Annotated in this window: 14 protein-coding genes; 10 read left to right on the top strand and 4 right to left on the bottom strand. The window is 66.7% G+C overall.

Going from position 1 to position 25,669, the window contains the following annotated elements; genetic code table 11:
* Positions 1-26: 26 nt before the first annotated feature.
* Positions 27-983 carry an inositol monophosphatase family protein gene (locus C8C99_RS03285; protein WP_108624949.1) on the top strand — a complete coding sequence of 319 codons (957 nt, stop codon included), beginning with the start codon at positions 27-29 and terminating at the stop codon, positions 981-983.
* A 206-nt stretch (positions 984-1,189) separates the two neighbouring features.
* On the opposite strand, the gene C8C99_RS03280 is transcribed toward C8C99_RS03285, so the two are convergent.
* The 3 genes from C8C99_RS03280 to C8C99_RS03270 are packed head-to-tail and all read right to left on the bottom strand — an operon-like array spanning position 1,190 to position 9,808.
* A complete protein-coding gene (locus C8C99_RS03280; RefSeq protein ID WP_056640846.1) occupies positions 1,190-2,320 on the bottom strand; it encodes a two-component system response regulator in 1,131 nt (376 codons plus the stop codon).
* Between the two features lie 24 nt (positions 2,321-2,344).
* Complete coding sequence (locus C8C99_RS03275) at positions 2,345-7,216, bottom strand: PAS domain S-box protein (RefSeq protein WP_108627025.1); 4,872 nt, start codon at positions 7,214-7,216, stop codon at positions 2,345-2,347.
* A 45-nt stretch (positions 7,217-7,261) separates the two neighbouring features.
* Complete coding sequence (locus C8C99_RS03270; protein WP_233247151.1) at positions 7,262-9,808, bottom strand: bifunctional diguanylate cyclase/phosphodiesterase; 2,547 nt, start codon at positions 9,806-9,808, stop codon at positions 7,262-7,264.
* A gap of 199 nt (positions 9,809-10,007) precedes the next feature.
* On the opposite strand from C8C99_RS03270, the gene mutS reads away from it, so the two are divergent.
* From mutS to C8C99_RS03225, 9 genes are all read left to right on the top strand, one after another.
* Positions 10,008-12,626 (top strand): DNA mismatch repair protein MutS, encoded by a 2,619-nt coding sequence (mutS, locus tag C8C99_RS03265; RefSeq protein WP_108624948.1) that lies wholly within the window; start codon positions 10,008-10,010, stop codon positions 12,624-12,626.
* A 232-nt stretch (positions 12,627-12,858) separates the two neighbouring features.
* Positions 12,859-13,686, top strand: a complete 828-nt coding sequence (locus tag C8C99_RS03260; RefSeq protein ID WP_056639359.1) for a proteasome-type protease — start codon at positions 12,859-12,861, stop codon at positions 13,684-13,686.
* Positions 13,687-13,767: 81 nt separating this feature from the next.
* On the top strand, positions 13,768-14,589 hold the full coding sequence (locus C8C99_RS03255) for an alpha/beta fold hydrolase (protein WP_108627023.1): 822 nt from the start codon (positions 13,768-13,770) through the stop codon (positions 14,587-14,589).
* Positions 14,590-14,763: 174 nt separating this feature from the next.
* Entirely contained in the window at positions 14,764-15,585 is an 822-nt protein-coding gene (locus tag C8C99_RS03250; protein WP_108624947.1) for a carotenoid biosynthesis protein, read from the top strand.
* Positions 15,582-17,108, top strand: a complete 1,527-nt coding sequence (locus tag C8C99_RS03245) for an oxygenase MpaB family protein (RefSeq protein WP_108624946.1) — start codon at positions 15,582-15,584, stop codon at positions 17,106-17,108. Before C8C99_RS03250 ends, C8C99_RS03245 begins: the two co-directional genes overlap by 4 nt.
* Before the next feature lie 17 nt (positions 17,109-17,125).
* Positions 17,126-18,910 carry a diguanylate cyclase gene (locus tag C8C99_RS24345; protein WP_304529392.1) on the top strand — a complete coding sequence of 595 codons (1,785 nt, stop codon included), beginning with the start codon at positions 17,126-17,128 and terminating at the stop codon, positions 18,908-18,910.
* 185 nt (positions 18,911-19,095) lie between these two features.
* A complete protein-coding gene (locus C8C99_RS03235) occupies positions 19,096-20,811 on the top strand; it encodes a diguanylate cyclase (protein WP_108627022.1) in 1,716 nt (571 codons plus the stop codon).
* On the top strand, positions 20,808-22,607 hold the full coding sequence (locus C8C99_RS03230) for a diguanylate cyclase (protein ID WP_108624944.1): 1,800 nt from the start codon (positions 20,808-20,810) through the stop codon (positions 22,605-22,607). Before C8C99_RS03235 ends, C8C99_RS03230 begins: the two co-directional genes overlap by 4 nt.
* 130 nt (positions 22,608-22,737) lie before the next feature.
* Entirely contained in the window at positions 22,738-24,225 is a 1,488-nt protein-coding gene (locus C8C99_RS03225; protein ID WP_108624943.1) for an FAD-binding oxidoreductase, read from the top strand.
* A gap of 53 nt (positions 24,226-24,278) precedes the next feature.
* Here C8C99_RS03225 and C8C99_RS03220 read toward each other — a convergent pair whose 3' ends face one another.
* Positions 24,279-25,604: a diguanylate cyclase domain-containing protein gene (locus C8C99_RS03220; protein WP_108624942.1), complete on the bottom strand. Its 1,326-nt coding sequence runs from the start codon at positions 25,602-25,604 to the stop codon at positions 24,279-24,281.
* Between the last annotated feature and the right edge of the window lie 65 nt (positions 25,605-25,669).

Below are 25,669 nucleotides of genomic sequence, written 5' to 3'. Positions count from 1 at the left end.
CCGTGCGCTGCCAACCACCACAATTTATGTCGTCTACTCTGCACCCCATGCTCAACGTGGCCATCAAGGCTGCACGCGCCGCCGGCGCCATCATCAACCGCGCGGCCCTGGACGTGGAATCGGTGCGGATCTCGCAAAAGCAGATCAATGACTTTGTGACCGAGGTGGACCACGCCTCCGAAAAGATCATCATCGAGACGCTGCTGACGGCATACCCCGGCCACGGCATCCTGGCCGAAGAGTCGGGCAAGGAATACGGCGCCAAGGATTCGGAATTCGTCTGGATCATCGACCCGCTGGACGGCACCACCAACTTCATCCACGGCTTCCCCGTGTACTGCATCAGCATCGCGCTGGCCGTGAAGGGCAAGGTGGAGCAGGCCGTCGTGTACGACCCCACCCGCAACGACCTGTTCACCGCCACCAAGGGCCGTGGCGCCTACCTGAACGAGCGCCGCATCCGCGTGAGCAAGCGTACCCAGCTCAAGGACTGCCTGATCTCCACCGGCTTCCCCTTCCGCCCGGGCGACAACTTCAAGAGCTACCTGAACATGATGGCCGACGTGATGCAGCGCACCGCCGGCCTGCGCCGCCCCGGTGCCGCCGCGCTGGACCTGGCCTACGTGGCTGCGGGCTTCACCGATGGTTTCTTTGAAACCGGCCTGTCGATCTGGGACGTGGCTGCGGGCTCGCTGCTGGTGACCGAGGCCGGCGGTCTGGTGGGCAATTTCACGGGCGAGGCCGACTTCCTGGAGCAGCGCGAGTGCCTGGCGGGCAACCCCCGCGTATACGGCCAGCTGGTTCCCGTCCTGGGCAAGTACAGCAAATTTGCGAGTGCTGGCGACAAGGCGGCGGTGCGGCAGGCGGGTGCGGCTGATGCGCCTGCCACCGACACCCCGGACGCCGATGAAGGCGCTGATGCAGCGGAACCCACTGCACCGCAAGCCGACAACACCGCCAAGGGCGAAGACGCGCCGTTCTGATCATCACAACGACCGCGCCTCGCCGTCAAGCCAGCACACGATGACCGCTGGTGAGATCTAGTAGCTGGACCGTGCAGCGGGCGAGACGCACACCAGTGCCGCCGTGCAAGGGCCGCCCCGCCGCGCTGGCTGCGTCCCCCTTCTCTCGAATGGCGCAGCCATTCGAGAGAAGGGGGACGCGACGAAGTCGCTCAGGGGGTTGTCCGCTACGCCGGGTCGGGGTACTTCTGCGCAATGCTGCGGAAGTCTTCCGCAATGTCGACAAACGCATCCACCATGTCGGGGTCGAAGTGCGTACCCTTGCCCCGCACGATGGTGCTGCAGGCCTGGTCGTGCGAAAACGCGGGTTTGTACACGCGCTTGCTGATGAGCGCGTCGTACACGTCGGCCACGGCCATCAGCCGGGCCGACACCGGGATGGCATCGCCCGCCAGGCCCTGCGGGTAGCCTGAGCCGTCCCACTTTTCCTGGTGGCTGTAGGCAATCTCCTTGGACACGCTCAAGAATGCCACGCGCATGCCCAGGCGCCGCTCGGCCTCGTCAATGGCGTTGCGGCCCAGCGTGGTATGGGTCTTCATGACCTCGAACTCTTCCACCGTGAGCTTGCCGGGCTTGAGCAGGATGCTGTCAGGGATGCCGATCTTGCCGATGTCGTGCAGCGGCGCCGACTTGTAGAGCAGCTCGATCATGCGGTCGTTGAGCACATGCTCGAAACGGGGGTGGTGGCGCAGGCGCTCGGCCAGCGTCTTCACGTACAGCTGAGTACGGCGGATGTGGTTGCCGGTTTCGTTGTCGCGCGTTTCAGCCAGCGAGGTCATGGCCATGATGGTCACGTCCTGGATGGCCTGCACCTCCAGCGTGCGCATGGCAACCTCGCGCTCCAGATAGGCGCTTTTGTCGCGCAGGAAGTCAGCCGTGGCCTTGAGCGCCAGATGCGTGTTGACGCGCGCCAGCAGGATGGGCGGGCTGATGGGCTTGGTAATGTAGTCCACGGCCCCCAGGGCCAGGCCCATGCGCTCGTCGTCGGTGTCGGAACGCGCCGTGAGAAAGATCACCGGAATGTCACGCGTGGCGGGCGAGGCCTTGAGGCGGCGGCACACCTCGTAGCCGTCCACCTCGGGCATCATGATGTCCAGCAGGATCAGGTCGGGTGGCGTGCCCGACTGCGCAATCTTGAGCGCCTTCTCGCCGTGGTTGGCCACCTTGACCAGGTAGTGCTCGCGCAGCAGGCTGCCCATGAGGGTGAGGTTCTCGGGCGTGTCGTCCACCACGAGCACGGTGGCAATCGGCTTGTCAACCAAGGTCGCCGGGCTGGAGGCAAAAGGCGCGTTGTCCATGCAAATGTCCTGCGTAGGTGCCGTTCAGGGGGTTTCGAGGGCCGGAGATTCGGAGCCAGGCACTGTAGCCAGGGCCTCCAGCGCCTGCTCAAAATCGAAATTCAGGGTGTGCTTCTCGACGGTCTGAAAGGCGCTGCCCAGCGCCGCCTTGAGCACCACCCCATTGTGTTGGAAAAACTCTGCGGCTGCAGGATCATCCTGCTCCAGCAGGTGCCGCAAATGCAGCTCCGCGTGGGCCGGTGTCACGTCGGCCCCTGGTGCCGCCGCCGCAGCCGCCGAAAGCCCTGGCGCAGAGGTCGCGCGCGCCTGCGCGGCCTGCAGCGTCCAGTCCTGCAGACCCTGCAACAGGGGCTGCAGTGCCGCCCTCAACTCAGCCAGCAACGGGACGATGGCCTGGTTGCCATGCTTAAAGCGCAGTGCATGCTCCAGCGCCTGGGCGCGCTCCGACACGGTTTGCGCGCCAATGTTGGCGGCCACCGACCGCAGCGTGTGGGCCAGGCGCTCGGCCAGCGCCACATCGTGCACCGCCAGCGCACGCTGCAGCTCTGCCAGCACAGGGGCCTGCCCCTGCGCGAAGCGGCGCAGCATCTCCGCGTACAGACCCGGCTTGCCCAGCGCACGCTGCAAGCCCAGGGGAGTGTCCAGCCCCGGCAGGTCAGGGACTTCGACCGGCAGCCACCCTGCCGCAGTGGCACTGGCAGCCGCCACCGATGCCGCCACGGGGGCTGCACTGCTGCGAGCGGGCAAGGCGGCCGCGCCCAGCCCCTGGCGCGGGCGGACCCAGCGGGACAACGCCGCCCACAGCGCCGCAGGCTCGATGGGCTTGGCAACGTGGTCGTTCATGCCGGCTGCAAAGCAGCGCTGGCGGTCGGCCTCCATGGCGTTGGCCGTCATCGCAATGATGGGCAGCTGCGCATGGCGCGGGTCCTCGCGCAGCAGGCGCGTAGCGGTCTCGCCATCCATGACGGGCATCTGCATGTCCATGAGCACGGCGTCATAGTGCTTGCGCTCGATGCGGTCGATGGCGATCTGCCCGTTCTCTGCCACATCCACGGCAAAGCCCGCATCCAGCAGCAGTTCCATGGCCACCATCTGGTTGAGTTCGTTGTCCTCCACCAGCAGCACGCTGGCCCCCCGGATGCCCAGGGGCAGCTCGTCGGCCGCAGGCGCCGGGGTGACCGTGCGACGCCCGGCCGTGCCAGAGGCCTCCAGCGGCTGCATCAACGTATCGAATAGCAGCGAGGCATTGACAGGCTTGATGAGCACGGTTTCGATGCCCTGCGCGCGCGCGGCCCGCATCACGTCCTCGCGACCGTAGGCCGTGACCATGAGCATCTGCGGCACCTTGGGCATGCCCAGGCTGCGGATGTGGCCTGCCAGCTCCACACCGTCCATGCCCGGCATGTGCCAGTCCAGCAGCAACAGGCCAAACGGCAGATGCTGGGCCATGGACTCGCGCAGCCGGTCCAGCGCCTCCAGACCCGAATGGGCCTGCTCCACCACAAAGCCCATCGCCTGCAGCATGTCGGACAGCACCGTGGCCGCCGTGTGGTTGTCGTCCACCACCAGCACCCGCGTGCCCCGCAGGTCGGGCGGCGGCAGCAGCATCCGCGCGGGCGCGCCACGCTCCAGCGGCACCGCTACCCAGAAAGTGGAGCCTTTGCCAAAACGGCTCTCCACGCCCACCTCTCCGCCCATCAGCTCCGCCAGGCTCTTGCAGATCGCCAGCCCCAGGCCCGTGCCGCCATAGCGGCGCGTGGTGGAGGTGTCCGCCTGCTGGAAGCTTTGGAACAGGCGGCCCATCTGCTCTTCGGTCAGCCCGATGCCGGTGTCGCGCACCTCAAAACGCAGCCGGACCTGATTGCCCGACTCCTCCAGCAAACGCACCGCGATGCTGATCTCGCCAGACTCGGTGAACTTGATGGCGTTGTTGGCGTAGTTGATGAGGATCTGGCCCAAGCGCAGCGCATCGCCCACGAGGTTGGGGGGTACGTCGCTGGCCACATCGCAGACCAGCTCCAGCCCCTTGGCGCCGGCCTTGTAGCCCACCACGTCAGACACGCTCTCCAGCATGCGGTCCAGCAAGAAGGGCTGGCGTTCCACCACCAGCTTGCCTGCCTCGATCTTGGAGAAGTCCAGGATGTCGTTGATGACCCCCAGCAGGTGCTGGCCCGCCTGCTGGATCTTGCTCACGTAGTCATGCTGGCGCGGGCTCAGGCCCGACTTGAGTGCCAGATGCGACATGCCGATGATCGCGTTCATGGGCGTGCGGATCTCGTGGCTCATGTTGGCCAGGAAGTTGGACTTGAGCGCGGTGGACTCTTCGGCCAGCTCCTTGGCGCGGCGCAGTTCCTGCTCGGCGCGCTGGCGGTCGGTGATGTCTACAAAGGTGCCGATGGTGCCGCCGGGCGTGCCATCGGCGCGCCGGAAACCGTGCAGCCAGAACAGCGTGTGGTGGATCTGGCCATCGGCATACGGCAGGTCCACCTCGCGGTGCACCGATTGCTCGCCCGCCAGTACCAGCGCGTTGTCGCGCTCGAAAAGAACGCGGGAGGTGCGGGGCAGGAACTCCAGGTCCATCACCGTCTTGCCCACCAGGGACTCGCGGGTGACACCAAAGGCCTGCTCGTACGCGCGGTTGACGCCCACATAGCGTCCGTCGGCCCCTTTGTAGAACAGGGGCACGGGGATGGCATCGATCAGGGCCTGCTGGAAATCCAGCTGCCCCGCCACCTGTTCTTCCAGCAGCTTCTGGTCGTGGATGTCCACGTTGACACCGACCACCCGCACCGGCCGCCCCTGGGGGTCGCGGAAGATACGTGCCGCCTCCAGGAACCAGCGCACCTCCCCGTCGGGGCGCACGATGCGCCAGGAGTCGCGCAAGTAATCCGCTGTACCCGCCAGGCAGCTGTCGAAATAGGTGCCCGCCTGGTCGCGGTCATCCGGATGCAGGCAGCTGAGCCAATAGTCGCGGGTCTGTGGCTGCGTGCCTGGGGGCAGGCCCATCATCTGTGCCAGCTTGTCCGACCACAGAATCTCGCCGGTGACCAGGTTCAGGTCGAACACCCCGATCTTCCCCGCCTCCTGCGCCAGCTCCAGACGCTCTTGGGCCTGCTGGATCACACGCTCGGCGCGCCGTTGCTCGCTGGCATCTTCGATGACCCAGATCGAGGCCGTGCCAAAGTCGTCCATATTGACGCTGCGGCCCGCCAGGCGCGCCTCGAACTGGCTGCCGTCCAGCCGGTACAGGGTGGCGGTTTCGCGCACGGCCTGGCCCGAGGCCAGCGAGGGTGCCACACGGGCCGTGAACAGGTCCGCATGGCCCGCCCCGCCGAACAGCACCGACACTCCCAGTCCCAGCAGCTGCGAGGCCGTGCCGCCCATGAGGTCCACGAACGCCGGGTTGAACTGGCGGAACTGTCCGTCGCACACCAGCACGATGGGCGGCGCATTGTCAAAGATGGCAGTCTGCTGCTCCAGCAGTTCGTTGAGCAGGCGCTCGCGGCGCTCCAGCTCCTTTTGCGCCTGAATGCGTTCAGACACGTCCTCGTGCAGGCCCACGATACCGATGCGCTTGCCGCGCGCGTCGAACACGGGCGACAGCGTGGCTTCGTCATGGTAGGTGCTGCCGTCCTTGCGCCGGTTGATGAACTGACCCTGCCAGGACTTGCCCGATAGCAGTGCCGACCACATGAGCTGGTAGGTTTGCGCGGGCGTTTGCCCGCTGGCCACCACCGAGGGCTTCTTGCCCCGCACCTCCTCCAGCGAATAGCCCGTATTGCGCTCGTACTGGGGGTTGACCCAGTCGATACGGCCATCGCCGTCGGTGATGACCACCGACACGGGACTGCTCTCCAGCGCCGTGCCCAGCACCCTGAACCTCTCCAATGCACTGGCCACCTGTGCCCGGCTGCGCAGCAGATCCAGCAACAGCAGGCCCAGCAGGCACAGCAGCACAAACGCCACGGCCCCGATGCGCGCGCGCTGCGACGACGTCATCAAGGCGCTGATATCGTCCAGCACCACCAGCTGCCACTGGCCGCCGGGGTCGTGCCAGTCAATGGCCCGGCGTTCGACCGCATGGGGTACGCCATTGATCTGCACCTCACCAGCCTCGGCCGCAAAGGGCAGCGCCGAAGCCACGCCATTGTCAAAGTGGCGGCCGAACTGGCGCGTGGCGCGAATGGCGTCGATGCGCGCCTGGGTGAGCGGTGGCGCCACCGCAAACTGCCACTCGGGCCGGGTGGCGGCGAATGCCACGCCCTGCGGAGACAGCAGCACCATGGGCAGGCCCGCACGCTTGAGCAGCAGGTCCACCGGCTCGAACCCCACCTTGAACATCACCACACCAATGATGTTGCTCGACGGCGTGTCGCTCTCGTACAGCGGGGCCGCGTAGTACAACCCGCGCTCCTGGGTGTTGCTGCCGATGGCCGCATACACGCTGGTCGCACCCTGGATGGCCTGCTGGAAATAGGGGCGGAATGCGAGGTTCAAGCCCGTGGACCGCTCGCCGGGCGTCTCGTGGGCCACCACGGTGCCATCGGCCGACATCACATACACGCCTTGCACCAGAAAGCGCCCGCGCGCTACGGCCAGGCGGGACAGGGCCTCGGGGTGATCCGGGGGCAGAAGGCCCAGCGCCATGTCTTTGAGCAACGGCTCGCTCAGGCCCATCAGTGACACCGCACCCAGCATGGAGCCGCCCGTGGTCTGGGCTTGCAGCGTGTCTGCCGTCTGGTGCAACAAACGTGAGCGCTCGGTCGCGCGCTCTCCAGCGCGCCAGTGCTGCGCGCCCTGCACCACCAGCACGGCGCCGAGCAGTGCCAGGGCTACGACTGCCAGCAGGCCACGGATGCCGGGGGCGTTGCGGTCCAGAAGCTTGTCAAACCGCATGCCTAGGCCCTTGCCCCGCAGGCCCCACACCCCATGGGCACAACGTCAGCTGGCGGGATAGAGCAATGCATCGATCCCCTCCGCAGGCCCGGGTCTCCCAAACAGATACCCCTGGAACCCCTCACACCCATGCAGCCTCAGAAAGCTCAGCTGCCCTGTCGTCTCCACCCCCTCCGCCACCACCTCCAGGTCCAGGCTCTTGGCCAGCGCCAGGATGGTCCGAACAATCGCCGCGTCGTTCGGGTCTGTCAGCACGTCCCGCACGAAGCTCTGGTCGATCTTCACCTGGTCCAGTGGCAGGCGCTTGAGGTAGGACAGGGACGAGTAGCCGGTGCCGAAGTCGTCGAGCGCAAAGCCCACGCCTTCGCTTTTGAGTTGCACCATGCGTGCAATGGTGTCTTCGATGTCTCCCAGCAGCAGGCTTTCGGTGAGTTCGAGCTTGAGTTGCCGGGGGTCTGCGTTGTGGTTCTTGAGGGTTTGCAGCACTTCGGCCACGAAGCCGGGTTGGCGGAATTGGCGGGCGCTGACGTTCACGGAGATAGACAGGTGGGCGGTGTCTGGGTGTTGGCTCCAGCGCTGCAGTTGTTCGCAGGCGGTCTGGAGCACGTATTGGCCCAGGGGGAGGATGAGGCCGGTCTGTTCGGCCAGGGGGATGAAGTCGGCCGGGCTGATCATGCCGCGCTGGGGGTGGCGCCAGCGCACGAGGGCTTCTGCGCCCAGGAGGCGGGCGTGGTGGTCCACGACGGGCTGGTAGTGCACGAGCAACTCGCCCCGGGCCAGGCCCTGGCGCAGGTCGGCTTCGAGGTTGGAGCGGGCGTTCACCGCCGCTTGCATGTCGGGGTCGAAGAAGCGCTGGGTATTGCGCCCTGCGGCTTTGGCCTGGTACATGGCCAGGTCGGCGCGTTTGAGCAGTTCGTCCACCGTGAGGCGTTCGTCGCCAAAGAGGGTGATGCCGATGCTGGGGGTGCTGTAGTGCTGGGCGCCGTCCAGGTCAAAGGGTTGGTTCAGGCTGGCCAGGAGTTTCTCGGCCACGGTTTCTGCCTGGGTGGCGGCGTTTTGCAGGTCGGGGGCCAGGGCTTCGAGCATGACGACGAATTCGTCGCCGCCAAAGCGGGCGACGGTGTCGGCTTCGCGCACGCTGCCCACCAGGCGGGTGGCGACCTGGGACAGAAGCTGGTCGCCCATGTCGTGGCCCAGGGTGTCGTTGAGGTCCTTGAAGTTATCGAGGTCGATGAACAGCAGAGCGCCGAGGTTCTTGGTGCGCTGGCAGGCGGCCAGGGAGCGTTGCAGGCGATCGAGCAGCAGGCGGCGGTTGGGCAGACCGGTGAGGGCGTCGTAGAACGCCAGGCGTTCGATCTCTTGCTCTGCTCGCTTGCGGTCTGTGATGTCCATGGTGAAACCATGAGAAACCACCGAGCCATCGGCCTCGCGATGGGGAATGGCATTGGTCATGTGCCAGCGCACGCTGCCGTCGTCCATCCGCACGCGGTACTCACACTGCCATGGCACCAGCTTGCGCACCGACATCATGGCCGAGCGCTGCACCAGCGGCAGGTCTTCGGCAATCACGCGGAGCGAGAGCACGCCATGGTCGGCCGTCACCTCATGGGGTTCCACCCCCATGAACTCACGGACGGCATCACTGATGTACTGCACGCTGGTGACGCCATCGGAGTGCAGTCGGTATTCGTAGATGAAGCCGGGAATGCGGCTGGCGATGCGCTGGATGAACAGCAATTGTTCCCGCAGCTGCTCGGCCGCGCGGTGCTCGTCGGTCACATCCTGCACCACGCCCATGACCACCTGCACGCCATCGCGCGGCAAGGTGCGCTGCACACGCGAGCGCATCCAGCGCACTTCGCCGTCGGGCCGGCGCCACCGGTACTCCACGTCCAGCCCAGAGCCCTGCTCGCGGACTTTGTCGAACACATGGCGGTCCTCGGGCAGGATGCCGCTCACGGCACGCTCAGGGTCCACCCATTCCTGCTGCTCGAAGCCTGCGATGTTGCACAGACCAGGCGACCACAGCAGCACGGTCTCACCTGGGTCTTCGATGCGGCGCCAGTGGCCGGTGCGCGCCAGGCTTTCCATGGTGTTGAACACGTCGGTTTGCTCGCGAAACTCGCGCCGCACGTCTTCCAGCGTGCGCTCGGACGCGGCCAGTGCGGCACGCAGGTTCTCGGCCTCGGAGGCATCGCGCACCGTGACCACGATGCAGTCGCTGGTCACACGGCGGGCCGACAGGTCCCACGCCAGCAGCAGGCGGCCGGGCTCGCGCACCACCTGGCGGCACTCCAGCGGTGCACCCACGCGCACCACGCCGTGCAACTGGTCCATCAACGGTGTGTCGGCCAGCAGGTCAAACACCTCGCAGGCGTCCACGCCCGGGTGCCGCACCGCACCCAGCCCGGGCATGCGCCGGGCCGCCGCGTTGGCCGCCAGCAGCAGCAGGCGGCCGTCCTGCAGGCGAAACTCCATGAGCGCCACTGGCACCGCATCCACCAGCGCCTGCAGGCGCGCCTGCGCCATGGGCTCGATGAGGCCTTCCCCGGACGGGGCGAGGAGGTCGGTCAGCAGTTCGGACGAAATCACGGTCGCTCTGAAGCCTCTGAATCCTGGGGTTGAAACACCAACGCTCAACGGAGGGAGACTCCGTTCCGGGTCAAGCTGCCAGCATACAGCCAAGAGTATGTCAAAACGTAACATCTTGGCAGAACGCAGTGGAATTGCCCAGGGGGAAACCCGATGATCGAACTGCTACAGTCCACGCCTCATTCCTGCCACCCCCTGCATGTCGGACACGCTCGAACACCACACCCCCATGATGCAGCAGTACCTCGCCCTCAAGGCCGGGTACCCAGAGACGCTGTTGTTCTACCGCATGGGCGATTTCTACGAGGTCTTCTGGCAAGACGCCGAGAAGGCGGCGCGCCTGCTGGACATCACGCTCACGCAGCGCGGGCAGTCGGGTGGGCAGCCGGTGATGATGGCGGGCGTGCCCTTCCACGCGCTGGAGAACTACCTGGCGCGCCTCATCAAGATGGGCGAGTCGGTGGCCATTGCCGAGCAGGTGGGCGAGGTGGGCGCCAGCAAAGGCCCGGTGGAGCGCAAGGTGGTGCGCGTGGTCACGCCCGGCACGCTGACCGATACCGAGCTGCTGTCCGACAAATCCGAATCGCTGCTGATGGCCGTGCACCAGGCGCCGCGCGCGCGCTGCGGGCTGGCCTGGCTGAGCGTGACGCAGGGCCGCGTGTACCTGGCCGAGTGCGCGCTGGACGAACTGGGCGCCTGGCTGGCGCGCGTGGCGCCCAGCGAGCTGATCTACAGCGCGGGCGTGACCGAGCGCTTTGAGCAACAACTGCAGGTGCTGCGCCAGGGCGGCGCCTTCACCTGCCCCATGAGCCTGCGGCCCGACTGGCAGTTTGACAGCGCCCTGGGCGAGCGCAAGCTGCTCGAAAACCTGGGCGCTGCCAGCCTGCAGGCCTGGGGCGCGCAAGACCTGGGCGAGGCCCATGCCGCCGCCGCCGGGCTGCTGCAGTATGCCGAGCACACGCAAGGCCGCACGCTCACACACGTGCACAGCGTGCAGGTGCAGCGGGGCGACGACCTCATCGACCTGCCCGCCACCACGCGCCGCAACCTGGAGCTGGTGAAGACCCTGCGCGGCGACGATGCGCCCACGCTGTTCTCACTGCTGGACACCTGCATGACCGGCATGGGCAGCCGCCTGCTCAAGACCTGGCTGCTGGAGCCCCAGCGCGACCGCGCCGAGGCGCGCCAGCGCCTCTCGGCCACTACCGCCCTGAGAGGTGCCGGGGGCGCTGGCGGCGGCGCGGGCCCCTGGTCCACGCTAAGGGGTGAACTCAAGGGCGTGAGCGACGTGGAGCGCATTACCGCGCGCATCGCGCTGCGCCAGGTGCGCCCGCGCGAGCTGGTTGCCCTGGGCAAGACGCTACAAAAATCAGAGCTGCTCGCGCTGAATGGAAAAGCACCAGAAGCCTATTTGATTCAGATCTTCAGCCACCTGCAGCCGCCCGAGGGTTGCATGGCCCTGCTGCAGGCCGCGATTGCCGAAGAGCCTGCCGCCCTGGTGCGCGACGGCGGCGTGATTGCCAACGGCTTTGACACCGAGCTGGACGAGCTGCGCGCCATCCAGACCAACTGCGACGCCTTTTTGCTCGACCTGGAGACGCGCGAAAAGGCGCGCACCGGCATCCCCAACCTGCGTGTGCAGTTCAACAAGGTGCACGGTTTCTATATTGAAGTGACCGGCAGCCACCTGGACCGGGTGCCCGACGACTACCGCCGCCGCCAGACGCTCAAAAATGCCGAGCGCTTCATCACGCCCGAACTCAAGGCGTTCGAGGACAAGGCCCTGTCGGCCAACGAGCGTGCGCTGGCGCGCGAGAAGTGGCTGTACGAGCAGATCCTCGACCAGCTGCAGCCCCACGTCCCGCAGCTGACCCGCCTGGCCCAGGCGCTGGCCACGCTCGATGTGCTATGCACGCTGGCCGAGCGCTCGCTCACCCTCCACTGGTGCGCCCCGCAGTTCGTGCCCGAGCCCTGCATCGAGATCGAGAACGGCCGCCACCCAGTGGTAGAAGCCCGCTTGGCCGAAACATCGAGCGGCAGCTTCATCGCCAACCACACGCGAATGAACGCCAACACGCGCATGCAGGTCATCACCGGCCCCAACATGGGCGGTAAATCGACCTACATGCGGCAGGTGGCTCTGATCGTGCTGCTGGCCAGCATGGGCAGCCATGTGCCCGCCGCGAGCTGCCGCCTGGGGCCCATCGACGCGATCCACACCCGCATCGGCGCGGCCGACGACCTGGCCAACGCGCAGTCCACCTTCATGCTGGAGATGACCGAGGCCGCGCAGATATTGCACGCCGCCACGCCCCACAGCCTGGTGCTGATGGACGAGATCGGCCGAGGCACCAGCACGTTCGACGGCCTGGCACTGGCCAGCGGTATTGCCACGCATCTGCACGACAAGACCCGCGCCTTCACGCTGTTTGCCACGCACTACTTCGAACTGACCGAGCTGCCCGCCAAGGCGCGCCACGCGATCAACATGCATGTGAGCGCCACCGAGAGCGGCGCCGACATCGTCTTTTTGCACGAGATCCAGCCCGGCCCGGCCAGCCGCAGCTACGGCATCCAAGTGGCCAAGCTGGCGGGCATGCCTTCGCCCGTGCTGCACCACGCGCGACACGCGCTGGCAGCGCTGGAGGAGCGCGCGGGCGAGGACGAATTGCAGGTGGACCTGTTCGCCGCCCCCGAGGTGCCCGAAAGCGCAGGCGCCAGCCCGGTCGAAGCCGCCCTGGCCGGCATCAACCCCGATGCCCTGAGCCCGCGCGAGGCGCTGGATGCGCTGTACCAGCTCAAGAAGATGGTGGGCTGAAGCGACGCGGCGTAGGGCCGCGCTGCTGATCGCGGAACAGGCCCTGGGCATACCGCCGGGCCATTTTTGAGCCCCACGGGCAGCAAGCGCTAGTGCCACATGCACTGATTGCTATCATTTTTATATCACCACACCCCACGGCGGCCCCTGGCTGCCAGATGGGGCACAGGCCGCCAGGGCTGCAGGCGACTAAACTCGCCGCTTTCCTCCCTCCAATACACCCTATTGCTCCATGACGTACTGCGTCGCCATCAAACTCAACGCCGGACTCGTCTTCCTGTCCGATTCCCGCACCAACGCCGGCCTGGACCAGATCAGCTCGTTTCGCAAGATGATGGTCTATGAGAAGGCGGGCGACCGCTTCATGGTGCTGCTGTCGGCGGGCAACCTGTCCATCTCGCAGTCGGTGCGCGAGATCTTGCAGACCGAGCAGATCAAGGACGGCGAGTCGGGCGAGGCCATCACCATCTGGAACGCCAAGAGCATGTTTGACGCCGCCCGCGTGCTGGGTGCTGCCGTGCGCCACGTGCACGAGCGCGACGGCGCTGCCCTCAAGCGCTCAGGCGTGGACTTCAATGTGTCCATGGTGTTTGGCGGCCAGATCAAGGGCGAAGGCATGCGCCTGTTCCAGGTGTACTCGGCGGGCAATTTCATCGAAGCGACGTCGGAGACGCCATACTTCCAGGTGGGCGAATCCAAATACGGCAAGCCCGTGCTCGACCGCGTGCTGACCCCCGAGACCCCGCTGGACGAGGCCGCCAAGTGCGCGCTGGTGTCGATGGACAGCACGCTCAAGTCCAACCTGTCGGTGGGCCTGCCGCTGGACCTGGTGGTGTACGAAGCAGACCGCTTTGCCACCGACAAGGTGATCTGCATCGACGAGAACAACCCGTATTTCCGCATGCTGCACGACAGCTGGGGCCAGAAGCTGCGCCAGGTGTTCGACAGCATCGAAGACCCCGCCTGGAGCGGCGGCGCCACCGAGGTGCCGATCATGGTCACCCCATCGCGCAGCAAGCCGCTCAAGAAGATCACCAACCACACCGACCGGCTGATCTGAAGCCCCCTCGGTCAGCGCACCTGACGGCACCCGGCCGCGTGCGCGCCTGCACCCCGGCCCCGCCGCTCCGCCATGCCCTCCATGCTCCCCATCGTTTTCTCGCACGCCAACAGCTTTCCGGCCAGCACCTACCGCGTGCTGTTCAAGCACCTCAAGAGCCGGGGTTTTGAGGTCAGCGCGGTCGAACGCTATGGCCACGAACCGCAATACCCCGTCACCAACAACTGGCCGCACCTGGTGCAGCACCTGGCCGACTTTGCGACGGTACAGGTGCAGCGCCTGGGCCAGCCGGTATTCCTGGTGGGGCATTCGCTGGGCGGGTTTTTGAGCGTGATGGCCGCCGCCCGCCACCCTGAACTGGTGCGCGGCGTGCTGCTGATCGACTCGCCGCTCATTGGCGGCTGGAAGGCCAACGTGGTCAGCGTGGCCAAGCGCACCCAGGTGGTGGGCTCGATCTCGCCGGGCCGCGTCAGCCGCCAGCGTCGCTTCAGCTGGGCCAGCAGCGAAGAAGCGCTGGAGCACTTTCGCAAGAAGAAGGCCTTTGCACGCTGGCACCCCGAGGTGTTGCAGGATTACATCACCCACGGGCTCCAGGATCAGGATGGCAAGCGGGTGCTGGGCTTTGACCGGGCGGTGGAAACCGCCATCTACAACACCCTGCCCCACAACCTGGGCCGGCTGCTGAGCAAGCACCCGCTGCAGTGCCCCGCCGCCTTCATCGGCGGGCGCGACTCCGAAGAGATGAAGCAGGTCGGCATGGCCATGACCCTGCGCATCACCGAGGGCCGCACCATGATGCTGGACGGCAGCCACCTGTTTCCCATGGAGCAGCCGGTGGCCACTGCGGCCGCCATCGAGGCGGCGCTGCTCAACCTCGCCACGCTCACGCCCGACCGGCGCTGAAAGGGGTACGGCGCAGCCCCGCGCGGCTCGCCCCATACCGTCTTACCACCAAAACCCGGCGGCAGCACGCAAAAAAAACGTTGTTCGGAGCCCCCGTGTCAGGGCAAACAGGGGACACATCCCGCGCGCCAATCCCCTACACTCGCGAAATTGTTACAGCGTGATACACCCGACATGCCTGCACCGCCCCCGACGGCCGGGCGCCTACCCGCGCTCAGCTTTGCCCTGCTGGCCGCCTTTGTGATCGCAACGGCGGTACGCACCCACAACGACACGACCATCGCCATCGTCATCGCCTCGGTGCTGATGTTTGCCTGCTGCTGGGCCAGTGCCGCGCACTTGCTGGGCACCCGCGCTGCGCTGCAGTTTGTGGCGATTGCGGTCAGCCTGGGCTGGTTTGCCGAGCAGATGGGCTCCAGCCGGGGCTGGTTCTTTGGGCACTACACCTACACCGACGTGCTGGGCCCGCGCCTGCTGGACGTGCCGCTGGTCATCCCCATGATGTGGTTTGCGCTGACGTATGCGGGCTACGTGATCAGCAACCTCATCGTCTGGCAATCCGCGGTGGACGGTGCGCCGGGCCTCGGCAATGCCGCCATGCTGTCATTTCTGGCCGCCATGATCGTGACCGCGTTCGATCTGGGCGCAGACCCCTACTTTGTGTACACCCTCAAGGCCTGGATCATGGCCAAGACCGATGGCGCTTGGTTTGGCGAAACGGTACAGGGCTTTTTTGGCTGGGTGTTCGTGGCCTTTGTGATCCTCTTCAGCTTTCGCATGTCAGTCCGCCAGCTGGCACCGCAACCCGCCAGCCCCTTCCTGCGGCGGCACGCGATGGTGCCGCTGGCCATCTATGCCTCTGGCATGGTGTTCCAGATGATTCTGGGCAACCCGGTGGAAATCCGATCCATCGCACCCTTCGCCATGGGTATCCCGCTGCTCTGCGCGCTGGCGGGCTTCCAACGCTGGCGCGCACCGGGTAAGGTCGCGGCATGAGCAGCAAACCCCTCAGCACCCGCATGCCCACCGCCGACCTCGCCCCCATGCAACACCACGCCGACCTCCTGGCCGACGAGACGATTGCCAAGATCCTCGGGCCCTGGCCCGCCACCGACGTGGCCGCCGACGCCCCGCAATGGGCGCACATCAACACGGTGAACCTGCTGTTCAGCCAGTGGACGGACAACGCCACGCTGGCCAGCTGGCACGCGACCGAAGGCCCGGTACAAGTGGGCGAAGGCGACCAGGCCGCCAAGGGGTATGTCACCGCTGAGATGGCCGAGGCACTGAACCACTATGTGCAAACCGCCCAGGTGCTGCCGCCCTGGGCCGATGCCCGCAAGATAGAGCGTGCCGAAAAGCTCTTCATGGACCACGGAGCGCTGTCGTGCATTCTGCTGTTCTGTGCCAGCCTGCCCGAGTGCTATGTGGTGCCGGACCTGTCGAGCGTGCTGCACACCACCGGCCAGCTGGAGCAGAACACCGAGTACCGCATCCGCTCCACGGCGGCCATGATCTTCCCGGTGATGCTGCACGGAGGTCTCAGTTCACGGGGCGCGGGCGTAGCGCAGGTGCTCAAGGTACGGCTGATCCACGCCACCGTGCGCAACCTCATCCTGCATGGCAGCCCAGAACATGCGATGGCGCAATGGCAGGCGGGCGGAGACGGCCTAGTGGCACCGCGCGCGGCCCCCATGGGTGGCGGCCGGTCGGTGATGTACCAGACACTGTACGCACGCGGCTGGAACCTCGCCGCCAAAGGCCTGCCTTGCAACCAGGAGGAGCTGGCCTACACGCTGCTGACCTTCGGCTACGTGTTCCTGCGCAGCCTGCGCCGCCTGGGCCTCGGGCTGCCTCCCGGCGACGAAGAGGCCTACCTGCATGCCTGGAACGTGGTGGGCCACATCCTGGGCATTGACCGCGCCCTGATGGTGGAGACCATGCCGCAGGGCGATGCACTGATGGCGCTGATGCAGGCCCGCGGCCGCGCCGAGCCGGTGACACCCGATCCGCGCCCTGCACTGGGCCAGGCGCTGATGCAGACCATGGCGAAGGCATTGCCGTGGCGCATCGTCAAGCCCTTCCCGCAGCTCATGACCCGCTACCTGTGCGGCCGCGCGACTGCGGAGGACCTGGGGCTGAACCAGCCAGTGCCCTGGCTGTCGGCCCTGCTGTTCTGGGGCGTGCTGCTGCTGGCGCGTGCCATCGACACCGTGGTAGGGCTGCTGCTGCCGCGTTTTTCGATTGTGCGCATGCTCACGCGGGCGCTGGGCTACCACTTCATGAGCCGGGTATTGATGAGCCAGACACGCCCGCTGCAACTGCCCACCGAGCTGCTCAACCAGGTGGACACCGTGGTGCACAGCTGGAGCGACGACCCCCATGCCCCCCGCTGGCTCAACCGCATCGAGGACCGGCTGACCACTTCTGGCAGCTGGAGCCTGGGCCTGGCCGCAAAGGCGCAGCCCACACAGCCTGGCCAGGTTGCCCCGTCGGGCACAGCGCAGCAAGCCACCTAGCCGTTGCCCGCACGCCGATGCACCCACCGCTGCGCAACCTCCCGATGCTGGCCCGCCTCAGGCGCGCGCGTTGCGGCGTGGCAGGCTTTGTGCTGTGTCTTCTGGCGCTCCTGGCCCTGCCTTGGGGTGTGCACGCGGCCGAGCCCCTGGTGCTCACGCAAGACACGCCGCAAGTGGACGCCTGGGGGGCCATCACGCTCAAGGCGGACCCCACCTCCGAGCTCACGGTGCAGGACATGCTGGGCCGCCTGGACGAGTTCGAGGCGCCCACCCGGCGCGGCAATTCGCTGGGGCTGCACAAGGCAGCGATCTGGCTGCACATTCCCCTTATCGCACCCGAGACGCCGCGCACTCCGTGGGTGGTCAATATCGGCTACAGCTCGCTGAGGGCCGAGATGTACCTGGCCAGCGGCGGCAAGGTGCTGCAGCAAATCCGCACCAGCCCGTCCGAGCAGACGCAGCAATCCAGCCGCACGCCCGCAATGGTGTTCGACCTGCGGGCCGGGCAGCCTTACGACCTGTTGATACGGGTGCAGGCCACCGGGCCGCTGATCCTGCCCATCACGGTCAGCGAAATGCCGCATCACATGCGCCAGGCCCTGGGCGAGCAGATGCTGCAGGGCTTGCTCAACGGGCTGGCATTCTGCCTGCTGGCGTACAGCCTGATCCAGTGGGTGACGCAGCGCGACCCCATGTTCGGCTTTTATGCGCTGGTCGTGCTCGGCAGTGCAGGCTTCTCGCTGCAATTTTTCGGCATCGGCCCGCAGTACCTGTGGCCTGGCAATCCGTGGATGGACCGGTATTCGGGCCCGGCGGCAGGGTTGATAGCGCTCGCCGGCTCGTTCCTCTTCCTGGGCAACACCCTGGCGGGCAACGCGCCGGGCAGCCGGTATGCACGCACCATGCGCGTGGGCGCCGCAATCACGGCAGTGGTCTGCGTCGCCGTCGTGATCGGCTGGTTGAGCGTGCCCATCGCCATCGCCTTCCTGAGCCTGGCGGCCCCGCTGCCATCCCTCTTCAGCCTGCCAGCGGCCCTCACCCGGGTGCGGCAAAAGGACCCCATTGGCGCGACCCTGCTGGTGGCCTGGATTGCCTACGGTGTGGCCGCGGGCGTGATGGTGTGCCTGGTGCAGGGCTGGGTGCCGGCCAACTTCTGGACGCTGCACTCGTTCCAGCTTGGCGCCACGGCAGACATGCTGCTGTTCTTTCGTGTGATGGGCCTGCGCGCCCGGGCCGTGAAGGCGCAAGCCCAGGAGGCCATGCGCGAGCGCGACCTGATGCACTCGCTGGCCCATACCGATCCGCTCACGGGCCTGAGCAACCGGCGTGGCCTGCAGCATGCGCTGCATGCGGCGCTGGCCCACTGTTCGCCGCAGCGGCTGGTGGCCGTGTACCTCATGGATCTGGACGGATTCAAGCCTGTCAATGACGCGCACGGCCACGATGTGGGCGATGACCTGCTGGTGGCGGTGGGCCACCGCCTGCAGGCCAATGTGCGACACCAGACCGACCTGGTCGCCCGGCTCGGCGGCGATGAATTCATCATCATGGCCCGCGACCTGGCCACGCCCGAGCAGGCCGAGGACCTGGGCCGCTCGCTCCTTCGGGCGTTCGAGCATCCCTTCACACTGAGCCATCTGCGCATCCAGGTGGGCCTGACCATCGGGTACGCACTGGCCCCCATCGACAGTGACGATCCGCAGGGTCTGCTGCGGCACGCAGACGCCGCGATGTACGCGGGCAAACAAGGCGGCAAGCACTCGGTGCGTCGCATCACCACCACCACGCCGGCGCTCGCGTGACAACGATGCACCGCCGCTCCCCACGCCCTGTACACCCCGTGTGCGTGCAGCCGTGGGCCCGCGTCGTCCGCGCGGCCCAAGCCAGGCTCCATCGCCCTCGCCAGCAGGCTTTTACGCCGCGCGTGCAGGCCTTCCCCCTGCGCACGGTGGGGCGCTGGGCGCTCTGGTTACTGGCCCTGGGGCTGATGCTGGTGCTGGCCATGCCCACGGCGCGGGCGGCGGACCCGCAGCCCTTGATGCTGCCGGACGACGCCCGCCCGGTGAACGTCTGGTCGGCAGCCATGCTGCTGACCGACCCCTCTTTGCAATGGGGCGTGCAGGACGTACTGGGGCACTTGCAGGATTTTGCCGAGCCCCCCAGCCGCGGCGGGAGCCTGGGCGTGCGCAAGGAGGCCGTCTGGCTGCGCCTGCCCCTGATGTCCCGGGTGCCATCAGGCAACGAGTGGATCGTCAACATCGACTTTGCGGTGCTCAACGAGGTGGATGTTTACCTGGCCACCGGCGGCCGGGTGGTGCAGCACGCCGCACTGGGCAACCTGCGGCCCTACTCCGAGCGCCCATTGCGGGGCCGCACACCAGCGATGACACTGGATCTGGCGGCGGATACGCCCTATGAATTGCTGATCCGGGTGCAGACCTCGGGCGCGATGATCCTGCCCATCACCCTGAGCAAGGCGCCTTACCTGGTGCACCGCTCGCTGCGCGAGCAGATGTTCCAGGGGGTGCTGGCCGGGCTGGCCCTGTGCCTGGTGGTCTACAGCTTCACCCAATGGGTGAGCCAGCGCGAAAAGCTGTTCCTCTACTACTGCATGCTGGTGGTGGGCAGTGCGGGGTTCTCTCTGCAGTTCTTTGGCGTCGGCACCCAGTTTCTCTGGAGCGACCGGCTCTGGATCGAAGTCCACGCAGCGGGAGCGGCCGGGCTGCTGGCCATTGCAGGCTCGTTCCTCTTCATGGGCCACGCGTTGATGGGTCACCTGCCGCACAGCCGCTTCCAGCGAGTGATGCAGGCGGGCGCAGTGCTGAGTCTGGTACTGCTGGCAGCGTTCCTGCTGGGCCTCATCAACACCCGGACGACCACCGCCATCATCAGCATCCTGGGCCCCCTGCCCTCGCTCATCAGCCTGCCCATTGCCGTAGCACGGGCACGCCAGGGGGACTCGGTCAGCACCACGCTGCTGGCGGCCTGGGTGGCGTACTTCACGGCGGCTGTGGCCATGGTGTGCCTGGTGCAAGGCCTGCTGCCGGTCAACTTCTGGACGCTGCACTCCTTCCAGCTCGGCGCTGCGGCAGACATGCTGCTGTTCCTGCGGGTGCTCGGGCAACGCTCCGCGGCCTTGCGCCATGCGGCCTCCGAAGCGCTGCGCGAGCGCGACACCATGCGCTCGCTGGCCTACACCGACTCGCTCACCGGACTGTGCAACCGGCGTGGCATGCAGATGGCCCTGCAAACGGCGCTGGCGCAGGCCAACCCCCAACACCTGGTGGCCCTCTACCTCATGGACCTCGACGGGTTCAAGCCGGTCAACGACACCTATGGCCACGATGTAGGGGACGACCTGCTGGTGGCCGTGGGCCAAAGGCTGCAGGCCAATGTGCGGCAGCACACCGACCTGGTGGCACGACTGGGAGGGGATGAGTTCATCGTCATGGCGCGTGATCTGACCACCCCCGAACAAGCCCAGGAGCTGGGGCGGGCCCTGCTGCACGCGTTTGAAAAACCTTTCCGGCTGAGCCAGCGGTCGATCCAGGTCGGGCTGACCATTGGCTACGCGCTGGCTCCGCTGGACAGTGGCGACGCGCAGCACCTGGTCCGGCTCGCAGACGCTGCCATGTACGCCGGCAAGGAAGGCGGCAAACACTGCCTCCGCCGCAACCCAGGCGAACTGGCGCTGACATCATGATCCACGCGCGCCCCCGCGGCTCCATGCACTCCCCGGTCGTTGCCAACCGCCGGGGGTACACCGCTGGCCTGCTGCTGGCGGTGCTCTGGCTGGTGAGCGCCCTGGCCTCCCTTGCCAGCGCAGCGCCGCTGGACCTGCGGGATGACCGGCCCTCGATCGAGGCCTGGCCCGCAGTCACCGTGCTGCCGGATCCATCAGGCACCCTGCTGGTGGACGACGCGCTGGCCGCGGCGGCACGCTTTGAGGCGCCTCCCGGCACCAGCGGCACCCTGGGCGTGCGGGCCGAGCCAGTCTGGGTGCGCATTCCGCTCGCGGTGCACGCCACGTCCAACGGTCTCTGGGTGCTGGACATCGACTACCCCGTGCTGCAACGCATCGAGGTGTACCTCATCTCGGACGGCCATGTGACCTTGCAAACCACGCTGGGCAGCCTGCAGCCTTACACCCAGCGCCCGCTGCGCAGCCGCACCCACGCCCTGCCGCTGGCCATGTTGCCCGGACACGCCTACGACCTGCTGCTGCGCGTGGAGACCCGGGGCGCAATGGTGCTGCCCATCACCCTGAACAAGCCCACCGCCTGGCACAGCAAGTCGCTGAACGAGCAGATGCTGCAAGGCATCCTCACCGGGCTGGCGTTGTGCCTGCTGATCTACAGCCTGGCGCAATGGATCAACCTGCGCGACGTGCTGTTCATCCAGTACGCACTGCTCATTGCGGGCAGCCTGCTGTTTTCACTGCACCTGTTTGGCCTGGGCACGCAGTACCTGTGGCGCGACATGCCCTGGGTGGAGCTGCATGCCGCCAGCCTGGCCGCGCTCACGGCCACCTGCGGCTCCTTTCTCTTCATCAGCCAGGCCCTGGCCGGAGACCGCCCCCGCAACTGGCTGCTGCGCAGCATGCGTGGGGGCGCAGTGCTGTGCGTGGTGCTGGCCGCGCTGTATGCACTGGACCTGCTCAGCACCCGCGCAGTGGCAGGCATCGTCAGCATCCTGGGGCTGGTGCCAGCGCTCCTGGGGATTCCGGGGGCAGTACGCCGCGCAAGGCTGGGGGACCCGGTCGGCTCCACCTTGCTGCTCGCCTGGCTGCTGTACTTTCTGGCGACTGCCACGGTCATCGGTGTGATCCGGGGCTGGGTGCCGGTGAACTTCTGGACCCTGCACTCCTTCCAGTTTGGCGCCACGCTCGACATGCTGCTCTTCATGCGCGTGCTCGGCTTGCGCACCAAGGCCCTGCGCCTGGAGGCGCTGGACGCCAACCGCGAGCGTGACGTGATGCGCTCGCTGGCCCACACCGATCCACTCACCGGCCTGCCCAACCGGCGTGGGCTCAACATCTCGCTGGCTTCTGCGCTGTCGCGCTGCAGCACAGAAAAAATGCTGGCGGTGTATGTGATGGACCTGGACGGATTCAAGCCCGTCAACGACCGGCACGGTCACGACGTGGGTGATGAGCTGCTGGTGGCCGTGACCCGGCGCCTGCAAGGCCATGTGCGCCAGAGCGACCTGGTGGCGCGCCTGGGCGGCGACGAGTTCGTGGTGATGGCCGGGCAGCTGCAGAGCATGCAACAGGCGCAAGAGCTGGGGCACAAACTGCTGGATGCGTTCCGCTCGCCGTTTTCGCTGAACAACGTGCAGGTAGAGATCGGGCTGACCATTGGCTATGCCATCGCCCCGCACGACAGCACCGACGCCATCGGCCTGCTCAAGCTGGCCGACGCCGCCATGTACAGCGGCAAGCAGGGCGGCAAGTTCTGCTTGCGGCGCAACACCGGCGACCTCGCGCTGTCCTCGTCCTGAGATCGTTTCCACGATTCTGAGGTAGCGGCGCAGCGGCGGCCTGAAAGACACGCCTGCCATTTCCCTCTGGTCAAAGCGATCCAGCTCCGGTACACCCGGGGCTTCGCAACTTCCTGAAGGATCGCTCGCCATGGCCCATCGCAAAAGTTCGGCCCGCCTCGCCAAAGACGCACGCGTCGCACACTTTTTATCTTTGGCAGCAAAACAGCCGGCGTTGAACGCCGCGCAGGCCAGTGCACCGGTGCTCACGTGGGAGGCGGTGGCTGCGCTGGAGGCGCGGATCGTAGGGCGCATCGTGCTGCCCACCAGCCCCGACTACAACGCAGCGCGGCAGGAGTCGAACCCGGCGTTCCAGTCGTATCCGGAGATCATCGTCTTTTGCGCCTGCGAAAACGATGTCCTGGAGTGCCTGGCCGTGGCCCGCACCTACGGCGTGTGGGTGGCCGTGCGCTGCGGCGGCCACAGCACGGCCGGCTACTCGGTCAACAGCGGCATGGTGGTGGACCTGAGCGACCTGCAAGGCGTGGTGCTGGACCCTGCGCGAGAGCGCGTGCATGTGCTGCCTGGCACCGACTTCGACCACTTCAATGGCGCCATGAACCACACAGGCTGGCACGTACCCACGGGCGCCTGTGGCAGCGTGTGCGTGGGGGGCTTTGTACAAGGCGGTGGTTACGGCTACACCTCGCGCGCGTTCGGCATCCAGAGCGACCTGGTCGATTCCTTCCGTGTGGCACTGGCCAACGGCACCGTCATCTCCGTCAGCGCGCAGGAGCATCCCGACCTCTACTGGGCCCTACGCGGAGGCACGGGCGGCAACTTTGGCGTGGTGCTGCAGGTGACCTACCGCATGCAGCGGCTGGACCAGGTCTGGGCCTGGGCCATCAGCTGGGATGCCGTCCACGCAGCCCAGGTGCTCACGCTGATGCAGGCGGGCTACATGAAGACCGGTGCGCCCAACGCCTTGGGCTACATGATGAATCTGGGCTTCCAGAACGGTGTGCCGGTGTACATGGTGCAGGGCATGTTCTGTGGGAGCCGCGAGGATGGGCTGGCGGCCATTGCACCGCTGATGGCCATCCCCAGCGCGCAACTGCTGGTGGACAAGACCGGCACCTACCCCGACATGAACGTGTGGCTGGAAGACCACCCCTACACCCTGCCCGACAACCTGCCGGACGGCATCGCCGAAACCAAGTCCAGCGGCTACATCAACACCCGGCTGTCGCCCGCCGACTGGCAGCGCATCATCGACTACTTCAAGACCTCGCCCAACCCCTGGTCGCTGGCCTATCTGGAGCCCTATGGCGGCGCCATCAACCGCTACCCGGTGGACGACAGCGCCTTCGTCCATCGCAATGTGGACGCAGACCTGGTGGTGGATGTGTTCTGGCGCAACCCTGAGGAGCGCGCCCAGATGGAGGCCTGGCTCGACGGCTTCACGCAGCTCGTTCGCCCGTTCCTGAACGGCCATGTGTACCAGAACTACCCGGATGCGCGGCTGGCGGACTTTGCCTCGGCCTACTGGGGGCCCGCCTACCCGCAGCTGCAGCGGGTCAAAGCGGCCTACGACCCTGGCAACTTCTTCCACTTCCAGCAGAGCATTCGACTGCCGTGATTCCTTGATGCTGTGTCCCTGCCCTGCGGGGGCGCAGAGGAAGGGCCAGGGGGTCAGGCCGTCTGTGCGTAATGCAGGCGGCCCTTGCCCGCGCGCTTGGCAGCGTACATGGCCTGGTCGGCGCGGTTCATCAGCGCGTCGATGTCTCCTTCCAGTGGGGGGTACACCGCCACACCGATGCTGGCGCCTACGCGCAGCTCTCGCCCGCCCACCGTCATGCCCTGATGCAGGGCGTCGATGATGCGCAGGCCGATGGTGTCCGTCACCTCGCGGGTCACCTCGCGGTCCAGCATCACCAGAAACTCATCACCCCCCAGCCGCGCCATGGTGTCGCCCGCACGTACCGTGCTGGCAATGCGCTGGGCCACGATGCGCAGCACCTCGTCGCCCGCGCGGTGGCCTTCGGCGTCGTTCACGTGCTTGAACCCGTCAAGGTCAATGAACAGCAGCGCCACCGCCCCCTGGGTGTGCCGTGCATGCAGCAGCGACTGCTCCAGCCGCCCCTGGAAAGCGGCCCGGTTGAGCAGCCCCGTGAGCGAGTCGTGGTTGGCCAGGTAGTGCTGCTGCCGCGCGATCTGGATCTTGGCCGACACGTCCTGCACCAGCGCCATGATGGACGTGACCTGGCCGTTCGCATCGGTCAGCGCCGAGTTGAACCACTCGCAGTGCACCTCCGTGCCATCGCTGCGCACAAAACAGGTCTCGGCACGGTTCTGGGACTCCTGGCCCGCCTGCAGGCGCTGCAGCGCCTGCTGCAGGCTGTCGTCCATCGAGGCAGGTGCCAACAGTTCGGTCAGCAACCGCCCCTCCAGCCCCGCCACGTGCAGCCAGCCCAGCAACTGCACCGCGCGCTGCGAGCAATGCAGCAGCTGCAGCTGGTGGTCCATCTCCAGCACGGCCAGGGGGCTGTTTTCCATGTGGGACGACAGGCGCTGGTTGGCGGCACGCAGCGCATTCATCGTGACCTGCAGCTCATGCACGTCCAGCGCGGTGGTGATGAAGCCGTCAATGGCGCCTTGCGGGTTGTGCCAGGGCGTGAGGCAGATGGTGCGCCACTCATCAAAGCCGTAGGGCGTGCGCAGCATGCGCTGGTACTGCACCCGCTCGCCACTGAGCACCCGGTTCACAAACGGCATGAAGCGGGCGCAATCCTGCTCACCATAAACCTCCACGAGTGTCTTTCCGACCAGTTCCTCGGGGACGGTGTCAAACCAGCGCGCGTATTCGTCGTTCACGTAGATCATCGACAGACTGCGATCGATGACGGCCATGGTGGCGCCCGCGCTGCGGGTGATCACATCCAGCAGGTCCGCCTTGGACCACACCTCCTTGCGGGCGGTCTCCGGGTGCGTGGACAACTCAGGCGCTTCTGGCGTCATGCGGCAATGCCCCAATGGGGGAGAGGATCAGCGGAAAGGCGGCGTCACGCACCGAAAAAGGGTGA

It is taken from the genome of Acidovorax sp. 107 (genome assembly GCF_003058055.1).
Classification (GTDB): domain Bacteria; phylum Pseudomonadota; class Gammaproteobacteria; order Burkholderiales; family Burkholderiaceae_C; genus Acidovorax.
Note: the sequence above shows the minus strand (reverse complement) of the source record. Positions and strands in the feature narration are given on the sequence as shown.